Raw genomic sequence first — 14,456 nt, forward strand, 5'->3', positions numbered from 1 at the left:
CCATTGGAGCCAAAGATCAGTTCGACTTCTTGTGAAGACGCGCTTCGGCGGCCTTCACGGTGGCATCGGCAGTGATGCCGAAATGCGGGTAGAGCTGTTCGATCGTGCCGCTGGCGCCGAAGCCATGCATGCCGATGAAGATGCCGTCCTGGCCGATGAAGCGGTCCCAGCCGAGGCGGATGGCGGCTTCGATGGCGACCTTGACCGGGGCGTTGCCGATGATGGCGGCCTGGTACTTCTCGCTCTGCTTCTCGAACAGTTCGAACACAGGAACCGAGACGACGCGGGTCGGGTGGCCATGTGCCTGCAATGCGGTGCGGGCGGCAAGCGCGATCTCGACCTCGGAGCCGCTGGCGAAGATCGTCACGGCTGCGTCGCCGTCGGCGGTCGCCAGTTCATAGGCGCCGTATCCGCAGAGGTTTTCCTCGACGAATTCGGTGCGCACGGCCGGCAGGTTCTGGCGGGTCAGCGCGATGGTCGCAGGCGTCTTGGTGTCTTCCAGCGCAAGCTGCCAGCATTCGGCGGCTTCGGTCGCGTCGGCCGGGCGGTAGACATTGTGGTTCGGAATGGCGCGCAGGGCGGCCAGATGCTCGACCGGCTGATGGGTCGGGCCGTCCTCGCCGAGACCGATGGAATCATGGGTCATGACGAAGATCACGCGGATACCCATCAGCGAGGCAAGGCGCATCGCCGGGCGGGCATAGTCGGAGAAGGTCAGGAAGGTGCCGGAGTAGGGGATGACACCGCCATGCAGCGCCATGCCGTTCATCGCAGCGGCCATGCCGTGCTCGCGGATGCCGTAATAGACATAGCGGCCGTCATACTTGCCGGGCGCGATCGGGTTGGTCTGGGTGGTCTTGGTGTTGTTGGAGCCAGTCAGGTCGGCCGAGCCGCCGATCGTCTCGGGCACCGCGCCGTTGATGACTTCCAGCGCCATTTCCGACGACTTGCGGGTCGCGACCTTGGGTTTGTCGGCTGCGAGCTTCTTCTTGTAGTCGGCGATCACGGTGTCGAAATTGCCCGGCAGTTCACCGCGCATGCGGCGCTCGAACTCGGCGCGGATTTCGCTCTCAGTAGCGGCGAGGCGGGTCTCCCATTCCTTGCGCTTCTTGGCGGCGTTGAGGCCGGACAGGCGCCAGGCGTCGAGAATGTCGGACGGAACCTCGAAGGGCGGGTAGTCCCAGCCCAGCGCCTTGCGGGCGCCGGCGATTTCTTCCGCACCCAGCGCCGAGCCGTGCACCTTGTTGGTGCCGGCCTTGGTAGGAGCGCCGAAGCCGATGGTGGTCTTGCAGGCGATCAGCGTCGGACGGTCGGAGCGGCGCGCGGCTTCCAGCGCGTCGGCAATCGCTTCGGGATCATGGCCGTCGACGCGCGAGGCGTTCCAGCCGGAGGCGGCGAAGCGGGCGAGCTGGTCGGTCGAATCCGACAGCGACACCGGGCCGTCGATGGAGATGTTGTTGTCGTCCCACATGACGATGAGCTTGTTGAGCTTCAGGTGCCCGGCAAGCGCGATGGCTTCCTGCGAGATGCCTTCCATCAGGCAGCCGTCGCCGGCCAGCACGTAGGTGTAGTGGTCGACGAGGTCGTCACCGAACTTGGCGTTCATGATGCGCTCGGCGAGTGCCATGCCGACCGAATTGGCAAGACCCTGGCCAAGCGGGCCGGTGGTGGTCTCGATGCCGGCGGCGTGACCATATTCCGGGTGGCCGGCGGTGCGGGAGCCGAGCTGGCGGAAATTCTTGATCTCGTCGATGGTGATGTCTTCGTAGCCGGTCAGATAGAGCAGCGAGTAGAGCAGCATCGAGCCGTGGCCGGCCGACAGCACGAAACGGTCGCGGTCGGCCCAGTGCGGCGCCTTGGGGTCGTGCTTCATGAAGCGGGTGTAGAGCACGGTGGCAACGTCGGCCGCGCCCATCGGCAGGCCGGGATGGCCGGAATTGGCCTTCTCGACGGCGTCCATGGACAGAAAGCGGATCGCGTTGGCCATCCGGTCGTGTTTTTCGCGTGATGTCATGATTGCTCGCCAAGCCTTGAATTTTGAGGGGGCAGACCCCTGGAGAAAGCACGGGGACACATAGCAGGCGCGCCGCGTGAGTCAACAAAAGCATGGTTTCCGGACACAGAGATGACCGTGATTTGGCATGTCTGCGCACGATAGCGGGGGAAAGGACGAATCGCTTTGTTGACGGTTCGTTTGCACGATGCCTAATGTTTCACTGGTAAGTCGTTCTGAATGCGAACGATTCGGTGATGGGCGGGAGTTTGACGGAGCCATGACCGGGGAAACGACACTCAAGGAAGTCATAAGCCGGCTCGGCAAGGCGATCGATGTGCTTGAGCACAATGTCGCATCGCGACTTGAGCATGAGCAGGATTACTCCGAAGCCGAGGCCGAAGTGCAGCGCATGAATGCCGACCGTGGCCGGCTCGCGCAGGAACTCGACAATTCCGAAGCGCGCGCCGAACGGCTGGAGGAAGCCAACAAGGAAGTATCGCGCAGGCTGGTGACGGCGATGGAAACCATCCGCGCGGTGCTGGACAGGTAGGTACGCCATGGCACAGGTTACGGTTACCATCGACGGCAAGGCCTATCGCATGGCCTGCGACGAAGGCCAGGAAGAACATCTGATCAGCCTGGCCGAGCGGTTCGACCGCTACGTCTCGCATCTGAAGGAATCCTTCGGCGAGATCGGCGACCAGCGCGTCACCGTCATGGCCGGCATCATGGTCATGGACGAGCTGTCGGAGCTTTCGAAGCGCCTCAAGGGCATGGAGAGCGAGATCAGCACGCTGCGCAAGACCCGCGACGAAGCCCTGCTGAAGGCCGACAAGAACGATGCCGCCCTTACCGGCGCGCTCAGCGGCCTTGCCCAGCGCATGGAAGACCTGGCGCAGAAGCTGGTTGCCCGGAAAGTTCAGCCGGAATCTTAAGATACAAAAGGACGTAAAAAAATCGCGCCGGCCGAAGCCGACGCGATTTGATGTTTCTGGCCTATGCCGTTGCCCGAAAGATCAGGCGGCCGGCTGGGCTTCGATGGTGCGCAGCGACTGCATCTGACGCTTGGCTGCCGCCTTGACGGCATCCTGCACCTTTTCGAAGGCGCGAACCTCGATCTGGCGGACGCGCTCGCGGCTGATGTCGAATTCGCTCGACAGTTCCTCAAGCGTCATCGGCTCGTCCGAGAGGCGGCGCGCCTCGAAGATGCGCCGTTCGCGATCGTTGAGCACCGACATGGCGCCGGCGAGCATGCCGCGCCGGTTTTCCAGCTCGTCCTGCTCGATCAGCATGGCTTCCTGGCTTTCGTGGTCATCGACCAGCCAGTCCTGCCATTCGCCCGACTCGCCTTCCGTGGCGCGGATCGGCGCGTTGAGCGAGGCGTCGCCCGACAGGCGGCGGTTCATCGAGACGACTTCCGCCTCGCTGACGTTCAGCCTGGTGGCGATCTCGGTGATCTGCTCGGGCTTCAAATCGCCGTCGTCGAGTGCCTGGATCTTGCCCTTGACCTTGCGCAGGTTGAAGAACAGGCGCTTCTGGTTGGCCGTGGTGCCCATTTTCACGAGGCTCCACGAGCGCAGGATGTATTCCTGGATCGAGGCCTTGATCCACCACATGGCATAGGTCGCCAGGCGGAAGCCGCGCTCCGGTTCGAATTTCTTCACGGCCTGCATCAGGCCGACATTGCCCTCGGAAATGACTTCGCCGATCGGCAGGCCATAGCCGCGATAGCCCATGGCGATCTTGGCCACGAGTCTGAGATGGCTGGTGACGAGCTTGTGGGCAGCGCCGGTGTCCTCATGCTCCTGATACCGCTTGGCGAGCATGTACTCTTCCTGCGGCTGAAGCATCGGGAACCGACGGATTTCTTCCAGGTAGCGGCTGAGGCCGCCTTCGCCGGAAACGATACTGGGTAGTGACTGGGCCATGATAGCGCCCTCCCTATTTGAAGCGGAATGTGCCCCCTGATAAAGGCAGGCATGTGTCGCAGGTGCTTCATGCACCCCTGCGACAGCCACCTTTATACAGGAACAAATCGAGAAACGCATCCATATTGTTCAACACGAAACAGTGTGTCACGCCGAAGTGAACAATGGTTGTCAAGTTTTCACAAAGTGCGGAAACCCCGGACGATCCCGTCCATATCCCCCGGCAGAGGCGCCTCGAACCTCATCAATATATGGGTAGTGGGATGGCGAAATGCCAGTAGCCTGGCGTGCAACATTTGCCGTGAAAGATTGTCGACCAGCAGCTTCAGTTGTTCGGGCAGGCGGTTGGCCTTGGTGCGGAAGGCCTGGCCGTAATCGGGGTCGCCGACGACCGGATGGCCGATATGGGCCATATGCACGCGGATCTGGTGCGTGCGGCCGGTTTCGAGCCGGCATTCGACAAGCGCTGCCTTCACCGTTTCCTTGTCCCGCTCGCCGAAGCGCTCGAGCACGGTGTAATGCGTGATGGCGTGGCGGGCGTCGTCGCGGCCCGCCGGCACCACCGCGCGGCGGACCCGGTCGGAAGCGCGGCCGAGCGGTGCGTCGATGACGCCGCTGTTCCGCGCCGGAATGTTCCAGACAAGCGCTACATAGGCGCGTTCCAGATCGCCGGTCGCTCCGTGGTCGGCAAAGGCTTCCGACAGCGACTTGTGGGCCTTGTCGGTCTTGGCCACGACCATCACGCCCGAAGTATCCTTGTCGAGACGATGGACGATGCCGGGGCGCTTGACGCCGCCGATGCCGGACAGGCTGTCGCCGCAATGGTGGATCAGCGCGTTGACCAGCGTGCCGGTCCAGTTTCCCGCGCCGGGATGGACGACGAGGCCAGACGGCTTGTTGATGACGATGAGCTGGTCGTCCTCATAGAGAATGTCGAGGGGAATATCCTCGCCCTGCGGCTCGGCCGGTTCGGCCTCGGGCATCTCGACGGTCACCGTTTCGCCCGCGGCCATCTTGCGCTTGGTCTCGGTAACGGCCGTACCGTTGACCAGGACCGCACCCTGCCGGATCAGCGCCTGGACGCGGTTTCGCGAGAAATCGGGGCCGAGTGCGGCGGAAAGCCACTGGTCGAGCCGGGTGCCGGCGGCAGCCGCCTCAGTGCTGAGCTCTTTCAATACGCCGCCGGCTTCGCTATCAGGGTCGCTCATTTGCGCTTCAAAAATCCGGAACTGTTGAGACGATGGCATCGCCGAACCTGAACGACGAAGACGAAAAGCCGCTCGACCCTGCGGTCGAAAAGGTCAGGCGCAAGCTGGTGCGCTTCGTCGCCATCAATCTCGGCCTGCTGTTTCTTGCCCTTATGGCCGTGCTGGGGGCGATTGTCTACAAATCCGGTTCGAAGAGCGAGACGCCGGTTGCCGTCAACGGCGCGACCGTGCCCTCTCCTGCCGAGGGCGCCTTCCTGTCGGGCGACATCGCGCTGCCTTTGGGGGCGAAGGTCGTTTCGCAATCGCTGTCGGGCAATCGCATTTCGATCGACGCGGAGCTTGCCGACGGCAGCCGCGCCATCTTCCTCTATGACATCGCCGAGCGCCGCGTCATCGGCCAGTTCAAGATAATAGCGCAATGAGCGCGGCTGTCCGCCGGATCGCAACGGTTGCGGTGGTCGTGCGCGACTATGACGAGGCGATCGCCTGGTATGTCGAAAAGCTTGGCTTCTCGCTGCACCAGGACATCGATCTCGGCGACGGCAAGCGCTGGGTGGTCGTCGGGCCGGGCGGCGAGGGAGCAAGGGTGCTTCTGGCGCAGGCCAAGGACGAGCACGAGCTTTCGCGCGTCGGCGACCAGACCGGCGGCCGTGTCTTCCTGTTTCTGGAAACCGACGATTTCGACCGCGACCATCAAGAGATGCGCGAACGCGGCGTGACGTTCAGGGAGGAACCGCGCCGTGAAGGCTATGGCACGGTTGCGGTGTTTTCCGATCTCTACGGCAACCTCTGGGACCTGATCGAGCCGAAGCAATAGCTCCCGGCCTTGCGAATTCCGGGCTGGATTTTCCGCGTCGCGCGTTGTGTAGCGTCCCTTCCAGAATCGCGGTTGCCTTTTCCCGAATGCTCGCCTATATCGCGGAAGTCTTCCGCGCCCATCGTCTAGCGGTCAGGACACCGCCCTCTCACGGCGGGAACAGGGGTTCGATCCCCCTTGGGCGTACCAACAAAATCAATGACTTAGACGTTTCGCGCGCCGACGCGTCGAATATCCGTCGAATAAACGCCTGCGGACGAAGATAAACAAGCGCGATTGCAGGTGAGCACTCGCCGCGTCGATCTCGCCCCATCTTGCATGGCGATTTGTAGTACGCCTCCGCTTTGTGCCGTGTCCGTCTCGCCTAGAGATGGCAGTTCATTTTCCCTGTGGCGTTCGGGGAAACGGGGCTTTCGCTCGTCGGCGAACTACGGCAAATCTAAGCTTCCTACCACAGGGAAAAATCGCAAGCGGACGGCATCCGAGCTTCGGCCCGGCTGCGTCCGATCGATCGAACCGATGGTAGGACATATGACGAATAACAACTTCCCCGAACTCATCTCCGCTCTGGAGGCCGCCCGGCGCTTTGGCGTCACGCGGCAAGGGGTTGGCCTGTGGGTCAAGCGTTTCCCCGAAATCGTTGCTGACAACGCGCGGCCTCGCCGCTTGCGGGCAGATTTGATCGAAAAGATCGTCGACGCCCGTACCGCCTTCACCCGGCTCTCTCTGTCGTAAATCGACGTTGACGGGACGCGAAGCGTGATGATTTCTACCGCTGCGACGGTGCGTTCGGATGCTGCAATTTTGCAATCAAGCTTCCGATCGCTGGCATCCAACGACAATCGCGATGAAAGCCCGGATTTCCGGCCATTCGTCGCGTCTATCGGAAGCTTCCCTCGCGGGCGGGCGCGTAGTGCGCGTTTGTGTCTACCAACTCTCACCCAAACCACAGCCCCTCATGGCCTGACATCGGCAGAGATTGCGCGCGCCAATAGTGCTGTCAAACACATGCTCGACGGTGGGCATCGGCTGTACTACGCGGTACTAGGCTTTCCGGGTCTGGATTTCACTCGGAAAGACTGCGAAGAGTTTTCCCGAAGCCTCAAAAACCTGCTGACGACAGCACAACGGCGAGCCGGCATCCCTCGCCATTGGGTCGAATTGATTGAGGTCGAAGGCGGCGCACACTTCAACATCATTTTTCCGGCTAACCGGGAGATCGTGGAGAGCCTTAGAAAATCGGAAAAATTCGCGCTCTGTACGCCATTCGGAAAGCCCATCCTGCGCATTGAGCGTGCGCCGACTGCGCTTAATTTAGTGAATGTCTACCTCGCGAAGGAAGCGACACCACAGGCGAAATATGCACTTGGCGCTGCAATCGGCAAGCGTCGGGATGGTTCGCATCGGCTCGAAGGCGGCGGCGATCGGGTCCGGCTCTCCAAAGCCCTGAAGGCTGATTGCAGCGAAGCTGGGCGCATCGAAGATTGGAAGCGGACGTACCGGGATCGGGTTGAGCCGCCGGACAGGCCGCCGCCCAAAAGAAAAACGACCTCACGGAAAAATCCGGAGGCCGTCAAGCGAACAAGTTCCCAAAAATGTTCAATCGCCAATCTAGCAGAAAAGACGCCGGAAAACCAAGGTTTAAAGCCGAAAACGTCGGAAAACCCCAGCCATTCGCAAACCATTGGTCGCCGCATTGCGTGCTCGCTGCCGTCATCGAGACCGAATATGCGTCGCCGGTACGTCTTCGCTCCGCCTGCATGGATGCTGCAACCGCCTGCGGGGCCGCTTGAGCGCGTTCGCCCGCCTCCGGTTCGCGCCACAAACCCGCCGGCATCGTAAACTCTTGAGAGCTATTGCGCTATCATCTACATGGGCGGGCTTCAGGTCACAGGCTGCGGCAAGGAAGGGAAAACGGGGCATGTTTGGGTTTGGTAAGAGGGCAAAGGAGAAGACGCGAGCAAAAGAGCTTTTGAACGTCGCGTTTCAGGTCCGAGAGTATTCCGAAAAGGTATCCGGCCCCGACGCTGTCGACTTCGTCGAGGCCGTCATGTGGGCTTGGAACCTTGTGTCTGGAGACGAGCCTATCGACGGCATTGATACCGATGACGATGTTAAACGCGATCTAAAGCTCGATGCTGCCGCTCGCCTTATCCAGCAGGCGTCCACCACTTCCAGCGTATCCCGCCGACTGGGCTATCTAAGTGTTGCGGTTGAACTTCAGGCACAATTCACGCCTCATCTCAACGCCGATCTCGCCAGAGAGTTCGTGAATGGCGTCATTGAACAAGCTCGGAGGAAGGCCGTCGCCATGGTCGCGGCGTCTGGCGGCAAAAATGAGGGGGAGAACGACGCTAAAGCCGTGATGCGGCACATCGGCTACGCCCGCGCTACGGGGGACCGTGAAAAATCGGCCGCCTTGCTCAAAGCGGCGTCCACCACTTAATCATGCATTGTCGAAATCTTGGAGTTTCGACAAGTTTTTATTCTCGAAACTCATTCGATAAAGAAGCTATTTTTATTAAGCGATTTCAGTTAGTTGCTCCAGGTGAAGACGTTGGAATTAATAGGAGTTTCCACGGTACGCTCGCGCACGCGCGCGAGGAAATTCCCAAAAAGGCGGCCTCTGTCCCTCGTGCGCGTGTCGCGATATACAGAACGGGGCACTCAACGCGCTTTCATCTCTTTGCATTCAGGTTCCACATCATGGCCGCACTAATCCCTGCCCTAGTCGCTCTCATCGGTGGCGTCTGGTACATCTTCAATCGACGTGGCGCGGGCGACAAGGTCGGCATGTGGTGCGGCATTTGGTTCAGCATGGGCGCGCTTATCGTAACCGTTAAGAACATGCCCGATGATGTGAGGTATAGCGCGGCATTCTATGCACCGACGGTCTCACCGAGCGTCAGCATTGGTGAACCAAGGGTTGCACCTAGCACGGCCATCGTGACCATCGATCCACCTGTTATGGGCGTTGCTGGCGTCGAAGTTCCCGCTTCACGTTGATCAGATGCAATCGCCCAGGCGTCGACCTCAACTACTCGGCCCGCGCTAGCACGCGGCTCACCTGTTTCGCCGTCCAGCGACCCCCGCGCGATGTTGGCTGGCCGGTTTCGTTCAAAATCGACGAAATCGCGCTTAGGCTCTGCCCCGCTGCCTTCAACGGTCCGATGATCTTCATCAGCTTCGCCGCTTCCGTAGCTGCCTTGGCCTGAATGGCCGCATTGCGCTTCATGGTCTTGTCGCGAAGGCCACCAATTTGCTTTGTATAGTTAGGGTCTTCCCGGCGCTTCATCTCATGACGATCCTTGGCGGCGGCGAGTGCGGCCTTCGTGCGCGCTGAAATGAAATCTCGTTCTTGCTCGGCAAGGGCGGCGTATATGTGAAGTTGGAATTTGTCGGCAGTCGGCATCTGCGCAACGCGGAGCCGCACTTTCGTATCGTCCATGAGTTGAGCGATAAAGGAAACTTTGCGGCTCAATCGATCGAGCTTGGAGACGAGCAATTCCGCGCCTGTCTTGCGAACCATTTCGAGAGCCAACAAGAATTCGGGACGATCGTTATCGCCGCCGGATTGCACATCACAGAAGCGACCGATCACTTCAAACGGCGCTTCTGAGAAATTGGCAAGGAATATATCGATATCCCGATCCTGTGCCTCAAGGCCGAGGCCGCTATCGCCCTGGCCCTTGGTGCTTACGCGGGTGTAAACGACATACTTCTTCACTGCTTTGTCTCCGCATAAGTGTTGTGCCTGACAAACTATATGAAAGTTCGCTTGTCAAATGTCAACGCTCGTTGTGGGTGACAAATGGATCGCTGACGGCGCGCGCCTGAAAGCTGAGAGTGCATCGGCGGCATTGATTTGTCGGACGGCTCGCGCGTACTGCTATGCGGGGCAATGGGGGGATCGAATGATTGCAATGCTGTTTGTGTTTGGAACGACGATGTCGCTCGCTTACTGGTTGTCCAGAAAGTCACCGCTTGGCTTCCGGTACTCCGTATTGATCGCTGCGATCGTTGCCGTATTCGCGCCCATCATCGGCTTTGCTTGCGGCGGATTGCTCGCCTACACCGGCCCCGCCGAGATCACGCCGAATGAGTATATCGCGAACGGCTTGGTCACTGGCGTCATCGCCATGATCGCCGCGCCGTTTTTCGTTGCCTATTGCCGACGCAAACCGCCCATCAACCGCGCAAAGTGAAATTCTTGCTGCTCTGAAGGCAACGCGCATTGTTGGCACTTCCGTGCGCCGCCATCACGATCTTGACCAGTCTACTTCCTTATGGCCCATTGGGCCTATGGGATAGGGGCGGGGAATTTAGATGAAGAGTATCGCATTCGCGGCAGTGCTCGTTGCGCTGTCGGGCAATTTTGCCGTGGCCGACACGATCACGGCCAAAGAGATTGCAGCCGGCGTTTCCGAAAGCAAGACCGAGCTTGAGCAGGAAAGTTGGTGGGAAGAACACATGGGCGGCAAGACCCATGAAATTAGTGGCAAGGTTGCAGAGGTGGAGAAAGGCACATTCTCCGGATATTGGGTCGGCCTGAACATCGGGCGCAATATTCGCGTGCAGTGTGGTTTCGGCGACGAATTCAAATCAACCGTGCAGTCCCTGCGAAAGGGAGCTAACTTCACCTGCAAGGGGGAAGTATCCAACACTTGGACCTCAATATTCGGCGTCGTGTTCACGATGGAGGGCGGCGCGTGAGGGGCAACCGTGACTATACTCTGCCGGTGGTCGATCGCAGGGGTTGAGCCTTCCTGATACCCCGGCAAGCCTTGCAAAACCGAAGTATGACATGGCAAAAAAGAAAAAACGGGTGCTTCTGTCCAAAGCGGACGCGATAGCTCGTCTCGATAAAATGATGCCGATCCTCTATCGGAACGTCGTCAATGCTATCCGCATAGAAGCTACGATGGAGGCGGGCAATAGTGTCGTACAGGCGATGCCAGATAAGGCGTTTCCCGGTGCAGACGCGTTTAACACCATCATGCAGAGCTTGGCTTTTGACCTCGCCATGCACCTTGCCCGGCTCTACGACGTAGGGAGCCGCAACCGTCCTGTGAATAGCCGGGACGTTGCCTCTATACCTCTCGCTGTTCGCCTCCTACGTCAGAAGCGATGCCAAAGGGAACTCAAAGCTCGCGCGCGAAAGTGGCTGCCCGATGATCGAACCTTCGCGAACATGTTTGAACAGGATTGTGCATCGGCGCTCGCTCGGGCATCCGCTGGCTATGCGGATACCTTCAGGGGTAAGTTTGGCCGAAGCGGCTTGAAGACATTGAAGGTGTTCCGCGACACGTTCATGGCGCATTCGCTGATGACCGACGTAGATGTGAAGCCGATCTACAATCAATTGTTCCGCCTGACCGATTGCGCCCGCGACTTCGTTGGGGATGCGCGACTAGCCGTGAGCGGAACCAATTCGAGCCTTGAGGATCAGGAGCGGATTTTCACAGAACGGGCTAAGAAGTTCTGGCGCATGGCCTTGTTGGGCGAACGCGATGACGATGACGCTCCCGCCGAATGGGCGACGACGCGTTAAAACGTAACGGGTCCAGACATCAAACTACTCCACGTCGCCGTAGGCCCCCCGGAGCGCGGCGCTAACCGAGTGACCTACAGCCGCGCCGATTTCTGCCGGGGCAGCATTGGTAACGGCGTGAACCGTCACGCTTATGACGTTAGCCGGCGGCGGGTTAGTCACCGTCACTTGCTGAATTCCAGACGGAACGGTCGTGACCGGGCCGGAGACGTTGACCGCCTGCGGGCCGGAACTGGAGCCTTGCTTCTGGCCGCCAACCGGCGACGCAAGATCGCGCCAAAGCTGACCCCATGAGAATGGGACCGGCTCTTGCGTAGGGCCGGCCTGTGGTGCCGGCAGTGTCGCTCCAGTCAACGGATTGCCGGTGCGCGCCGCGCTCTCGTTGCGATTGATTGGAGCCTGACCGGGGTGGATCATTCGAGGATCATTCGGACCCTTTTCAATCAGCGCCTTAGCTGTCACGGCGGCAGCGATAGCCGGAATACCGCCCTTGCCAATTGGCGATTTCAGGACGGCCCCAATCCATGGGGCGAGCGCCGCCAACAGGCCGCCGCCCTTGCTCGCACTCTTGGCGATGTCGGGACCGCCGCCCTTGCCGATAACGTCGAACAGCCACTTCGCCGTTCGCAGTCCGGACAGAGTGAGGGCAACGCCAGCGGTTGCCTTCAGCACGGCAAAAATGGCTCGGAGCGGGGAGAGCGCGAGTTTGGCGAGGAAGCCGAGTGCTCCTAGCCCCGCCGCGCCAGCCATGAGCCCGCTACCCAAGCCGCCGAGATCGGTGTTCTTGATGGTGTCGAGCGTCTTCGTGATCGGCGAATTCGCCATCTCTTCGCCGAACTTCCGCCAACTCTCAAAAATATGGAGGCCGCCGACGCCGAAGTTTGCATCACCCTGGACGCCGAAGAGCAAGTCGCGGATCGGAGCCATTGCATCGGCGATCCTCTCCAAAGCATCCGCCGTGCCGCCGGTATACCCAAGGCCGGTGAAAAAGCCGTTGGTCGCTTCGGACAGGCGCTCAAAGATATCGATGCGACCTTCCGCCGTGGCGAAGAAATTGTTGAGGTAGCCGAGGCCGCCATTGATCGCCGGCAGAAGCTTCGCACCCATCGCGGCGGACGCCATCTCGACGTTGTTTTTGAACGTCTTCCACTGGCCTTCGGTTGTCTTCTGGAAGATATCGAAGGTGCGCTGGACGGAGCCGACATAATTGGTGGCGTCGCCCAACTGCTCGACCGTCTGCACGACCTTGTCGATATTGCCGGCGAGCGCGTTCGCTTCATCCTGCGTTTCGAGGCCGAACAACTCCTTGAAGAACCCGGCGCGATCTGGCCGCGACATCTGCTTCGTCACGCGAAGCATGTCGACCAGCGCCTTGCGCGGGTTTTCGAAGAACTGCTTCTGGAGGCGTTTCGAGTAGCCCTTGCCGCCGATCTTGTCGAGGATCGTGCCTTTCTTCCCGACTTCCGTCATCTTGGTCAGCATGGCGTTGACAGCCGTACCGGATCGTTGCGACGACAGGCCGACTTCGGTCATGGCCGAACCGATCGCCAGTAGGTCTTTCGGATCGAGGCCCGCCGCCTTCGCGCCCGCGCCAGTGCGCAGCACGAAGTCGACTAGCTGCCGTTCGCTGGAGCCGTTCTTGTCGGCCACGTAATTGATCGCGTCCGCGTAATGCTCCATCTCGGTCATGGTCAGACCGAGAGCGTTGCGGATTTGCGATAGCGCCTCGCCGGTTTCTTCCGCGCCCATCTGGAAAGCTCCAGACGTTTTCGCGCCGAACTCCGCAAAGCGGGCCAAGTCTTTCGTCGGGATACCGAACTGACCAGCTTGCGCGACAAGACCGGCCATCTCCTTCGAGGCGATCGGCGTCGTGCTCGCGACCTTTTTGATCGCCTTTTCAAGCTGCGCCATCTGCTCCGGCGTGGCCTCGACCAGCTTGGCGACCTCCGCCATCGAGCTTTCGAACTCGATCGCGCCGCCAATCATGCCCTTGAAGCCGATGTACCCCGCCGCGCCGGCAGCAAACGTCATCATCGAGCGGTTGAGCGCAAGCATTGCGCCGTTGGCTGCGCGGGCTGACATGCCGGCGCTGTCGATCTCTCCACCGACGCGCTTGCCGGCCTTGCCGGTGCCGCCGAATATCCGGCCAAGGATGTTTTGAGCGGGACCGCTTGCCCTGTCGACGAGCGAAAGGATCATTTTTACGTCTAAGGCGGCACCCATTAGCGGGCCCCCTTCGGCTCGACAGCCTTCACAATCGACCAGCGGATGAAGGCCGCTCGCGTCATTCCGGCTTTCGCGGCGGCGGCGTCCAGGGCGGCAAGAGTGCTAACCTTAAGGGAAGTCGCGACTTGTTCGATATGGGCTTCTTTCACCATGTAATCCCCGGCCGGCGACAAAATTTTTTGTCGCTAAATCAATAGCTTGAACTTTATCACAAAATCTATTAGTTTCAACTTATATGTTTCATATGTAACTAGTTTGGAGAGCGACAATGAACACGAACGTCTATTGCGCCGAAGCCGAGGCCGCGCAGATCATGAGGATGGATGGAGAGGGATTTCACCGCCAACTTGAGCGCGACCAGCGTTCGCCAGTTGGCTTCACCGGGCCAGACGGCGGGCAGTATTTCGTTCGGGCGCTAATCGAGAACTACCGCAAGACGCTAGACGCACGGTTCGGCCAGCGCCTCTAATGCGCCCCGCATCGATCGCTTCCTATCGGTGCCCGCGATCCGTCCCGGCGATCCGGCTTGACCGGACGCCTTTGCGCCAGCAGACAGCATCGTGGCGCGCCGGCTTCGCCATTGGGTGCGCTGTCGGTCGCGTGCTTCCGTGGGGCTTGCTGGCGATTGCGCTGTTGCTCTGACGGCTGCTGTCGTCGCATTCGGGCAGAAACCGGCTTGTAGCGCGTTCGGCGCTTTGTCGCGCGGTCCAATTGCCGGAGAAGCGGCTTT

The 14,456-nt window shown here is 60.3% G+C and carries 18 protein-coding genes and 1 tRNA gene; 13 read left to right on the forward strand and 6 right to left on the reverse strand.

All coding sequences use genetic code 11. The features are described from left to right. Positions 1-16 precede the first annotated feature (16 nt). The gene (gene tkt, locus DZG07_RS05180; RefSeq protein WP_091909552.1) at positions 17-2,014 is read right to left on the reverse strand and encodes a transketolase; all 1,998 of its coding nucleotides are present in this window, start codon (positions 2,012-2,014) and stop codon (positions 17-19) included. 259 nt (positions 2,015-2,273) lie between these two features. Here tkt and DZG07_RS05185 point away from each other — a divergent pair, with 259 nt between their 5' ends. Both DZG07_RS05185 and DZG07_RS05190 read left to right on the forward strand, forming a co-directional pair. After that, positions 2,274-2,546 carry a DUF4164 domain-containing protein gene (locus DZG07_RS05185; protein WP_091909554.1) on the forward strand — a complete coding sequence of 91 codons (273 nt, stop codon included), beginning with the start codon at positions 2,274-2,276 and terminating at the stop codon, positions 2,544-2,546. A 7-nt stretch (positions 2,547-2,553) separates the two neighbouring features. Next, on the forward strand, positions 2,554-2,931 hold the full coding sequence (locus DZG07_RS05190) for a cell division protein ZapA (RefSeq protein ID WP_091909557.1): 378 nt from the start codon (positions 2,554-2,556) through the stop codon (positions 2,929-2,931). 81 nt (positions 2,932-3,012) lie between these two features. Here DZG07_RS05190 and rpoH read toward each other — a convergent pair whose 3' ends face one another. Both rpoH and DZG07_RS05200 read right to left on the reverse strand, forming a co-directional pair. Continuing rightward, complete coding sequence (rpoH, locus tag DZG07_RS05195) at positions 3,013-3,924, reverse strand: RNA polymerase sigma factor RpoH (protein ID WP_091909560.1); 912 nt, start codon at positions 3,922-3,924, stop codon at positions 3,013-3,015. A 179-nt stretch (positions 3,925-4,103) separates the two neighbouring features. Continuing rightward, a complete protein-coding gene (locus tag DZG07_RS05200; protein WP_119814848.1) occupies positions 4,104-5,132 on the reverse strand; it encodes an RluA family pseudouridine synthase in 1,029 nt (342 codons plus the stop codon). A gap of 32 nt (positions 5,133-5,164) precedes the next feature. Here DZG07_RS05200 and DZG07_RS05205 point away from each other — a divergent pair, with 32 nt between their 5' ends. The 7 genes from DZG07_RS05205 to DZG07_RS05230 all read left to right on the forward strand — a co-directional run bounded on the left by DZG07_RS05205 (position 5,165) and on the right by DZG07_RS05230 (position 8,955). Continuing rightward, the gene (locus tag DZG07_RS05205) at positions 5,165-5,554 is read left to right on the forward strand and encodes a fimbrial protein (protein WP_091909565.1); all 390 of its coding nucleotides are present in this window, start codon (positions 5,165-5,167) and stop codon (positions 5,552-5,554) included. After that, positions 5,551-5,949: a VOC family protein gene (locus tag DZG07_RS05210; RefSeq protein ID WP_119814851.1), complete on the forward strand. Its 399-nt coding sequence runs from the start codon at positions 5,551-5,553 to the stop codon at positions 5,947-5,949. Before DZG07_RS05205 ends, DZG07_RS05210 begins: the two co-directional genes overlap by 4 nt. Before the next feature lie 114 nt (positions 5,950-6,063). Beyond that, positions 6,064-6,138 (forward strand) — tRNA-Glu (locus DZG07_RS05215). Between the two features lie 342 nt (positions 6,139-6,480). Beyond that, positions 6,481-6,684 (forward strand): hypothetical protein, encoded by a 204-nt coding sequence (locus DZG07_RS05220; RefSeq protein ID WP_119920250.1) that lies wholly within the window; start codon positions 6,481-6,483, stop codon positions 6,682-6,684. 24 nt (positions 6,685-6,708) lie between these two features. Then, positions 6,709-7,791, forward strand: coding sequence for a hypothetical protein (locus DZG07_RS23740; protein WP_133304726.1), 1,083 nt, complete (start codon positions 6,709-6,711; stop codon positions 7,789-7,791). Positions 7,792-7,870: 79 nt separating this feature from the next. Further along, positions 7,871-8,395, forward strand: a complete 525-nt coding sequence (locus tag DZG07_RS05225) for a hypothetical protein (protein WP_119814857.1) — start codon at positions 7,871-7,873, stop codon at positions 8,393-8,395. A gap of 260 nt (positions 8,396-8,655) precedes the next feature. Further along, positions 8,656-8,955: a hypothetical protein gene (locus tag DZG07_RS05230; protein ID WP_119814860.1), complete on the forward strand. Its 300-nt coding sequence runs from the start codon at positions 8,656-8,658 to the stop codon at positions 8,953-8,955. 31 nt (positions 8,956-8,986) lie between these two features. Here the strand turns inward: DZG07_RS05230 and DZG07_RS05235 are convergent, their stop codons facing one another. Beyond that, on the reverse strand, positions 8,987-9,676 hold the full coding sequence (locus DZG07_RS05235; RefSeq protein ID WP_119814863.1) for a recombinase family protein: 690 nt from the start codon (positions 9,674-9,676) through the stop codon (positions 8,987-8,989). A 58-nt stretch (positions 9,677-9,734) separates the two neighbouring features. On the opposite strand from DZG07_RS05235, the gene DZG07_RS05240 reads away from it, so the two are divergent. The 3 genes from DZG07_RS05240 (at position 9,735) to DZG07_RS05250 (ending at position 11,500) form a co-directional block, all read left to right on the forward strand. Continuing rightward, the gene (locus DZG07_RS05240) at positions 9,735-10,154 is read left to right on the forward strand and encodes a hypothetical protein (RefSeq protein ID WP_133304727.1); all 420 of its coding nucleotides are present in this window, start codon (positions 9,735-9,737) and stop codon (positions 10,152-10,154) included. Between the two features lie 121 nt (positions 10,155-10,275). Beyond that, positions 10,276-10,662, forward strand: coding sequence for a hypothetical protein (locus tag DZG07_RS05245; protein ID WP_119814869.1), 387 nt, complete (start codon positions 10,276-10,278; stop codon positions 10,660-10,662). A gap of 91 nt (positions 10,663-10,753) precedes the next feature. Beyond that, positions 10,754-11,500: a hypothetical protein gene (locus tag DZG07_RS05250; protein ID WP_119814872.1), complete on the forward strand. Its 747-nt coding sequence runs from the start codon at positions 10,754-10,756 to the stop codon at positions 11,498-11,500. A gap of 24 nt (positions 11,501-11,524) precedes the next feature. Here the strand turns inward: DZG07_RS05250 and DZG07_RS05255 are convergent, their stop codons facing one another. Both DZG07_RS05255 and DZG07_RS23745 read right to left on the reverse strand, forming a co-directional pair. After that, a complete protein-coding gene (locus tag DZG07_RS05255) occupies positions 11,525-13,699 on the reverse strand; it encodes a phage tail tape measure protein (protein WP_162931554.1) in 2,175 nt (724 codons plus the stop codon). 23 nt (positions 13,700-13,722) lie between these two features. Beyond that, positions 13,723-13,878, reverse strand: coding sequence for a hypothetical protein (locus tag DZG07_RS23745; RefSeq protein WP_162931555.1), 156 nt, complete (start codon positions 13,876-13,878; stop codon positions 13,723-13,725). A 116-nt stretch (positions 13,879-13,994) separates the two neighbouring features. On the opposite strand from DZG07_RS23745, the gene DZG07_RS05260 reads away from it, so the two are divergent. Next, positions 13,995-14,195, forward strand: coding sequence for a hypothetical protein (locus DZG07_RS05260; RefSeq protein WP_119814878.1), 201 nt, complete (start codon positions 13,995-13,997; stop codon positions 14,193-14,195). The last annotated feature ends 261 nt before the right edge of the window (positions 14,196-14,456 follow it).

Source organism: Mesorhizobium sp. DCY119 (assembly GCF_003590645.1).
Taxonomy (GTDB): domain Bacteria; phylum Pseudomonadota; class Alphaproteobacteria; order Rhizobiales; family Rhizobiaceae; genus Mesorhizobium_M.

Bases quoted from the DNA above. Each gene is read 5' to 3' on its own strand.
- tkt (WP_091909552.1), bottom strand. From the start codon at position 2,014: ATGACATCACGCGAAAAACACGACCGGATGGCCAACGCGATCCGCTTT.
- DZG07_RS05185 (WP_091909554.1), top strand. From the start codon at position 2,274: ATGACCGGGGAAACGACACTCAAGGAAGTCATAAGCCGGCTCGGCAAG.
- DZG07_RS05190 (WP_091909557.1), top strand. From the start codon at position 2,554: ATGGCACAGGTTACGGTTACCATCGACGGCAAGGCCTATCGCATGGCC.
- rpoH (WP_091909560.1), bottom strand. From the start codon at position 3,924: ATGGCCCAGTCACTACCCAGTATCGTTTCCGGCGAAGGCGGCCTCAGC.
- DZG07_RS05200 (WP_119814848.1), bottom strand. From the start codon at position 5,132: ATGAGCGACCCTGATAGCGAAGCCGGCGGCGTATTGAAAGAGCTCAGC.
- DZG07_RS05205 (WP_091909565.1), top strand. From the start codon at position 5,165: ATGGCATCGCCGAACCTGAACGACGAAGACGAAAAGCCGCTCGACCCT.
- DZG07_RS05210 (WP_119814851.1), top strand. From the start codon at position 5,551: ATGAGCGCGGCTGTCCGCCGGATCGCAACGGTTGCGGTGGTCGTGCGC.
- DZG07_RS05220 (WP_119920250.1), top strand. From the start codon at position 6,481: ATGACGAATAACAACTTCCCCGAACTCATCTCCGCTCTGGAGGCCGCC.
- DZG07_RS05225 (WP_119814857.1), top strand. From the start codon at position 7,871: ATGTTTGGGTTTGGTAAGAGGGCAAAGGAGAAGACGCGAGCAAAAGAG.
- DZG07_RS05230 (WP_119814860.1), top strand. From the start codon at position 8,656: ATGGCCGCACTAATCCCTGCCCTAGTCGCTCTCATCGGTGGCGTCTGG.
- DZG07_RS05240 (WP_133304727.1), top strand. From the start codon at position 9,735: ATGTCAACGCTCGTTGTGGGTGACAAATGGATCGCTGACGGCGCGCGC.
- DZG07_RS05245 (WP_119814869.1), top strand. From the start codon at position 10,276: ATGAAGAGTATCGCATTCGCGGCAGTGCTCGTTGCGCTGTCGGGCAAT.
- DZG07_RS05250 (WP_119814872.1), top strand. From the start codon at position 10,754: ATGGCAAAAAAGAAAAAACGGGTGCTTCTGTCCAAAGCGGACGCGATA.
- DZG07_RS05255 (WP_162931554.1), bottom strand. From the start codon at position 13,699: ATGATCCTTTCGCTCGTCGACAGGGCAAGCGGTCCCGCTCAAAACATC.
- DZG07_RS23745 (WP_162931555.1), bottom strand. From the start codon at position 13,878: ATGGTGAAAGAAGCCCATATCGAACAAGTCGCGACTTCCCTTAAGGTT.
- DZG07_RS05260 (WP_119814878.1), top strand. From the start codon at position 13,995: ATGAACACGAACGTCTATTGCGCCGAAGCCGAGGCCGCGCAGATCATG.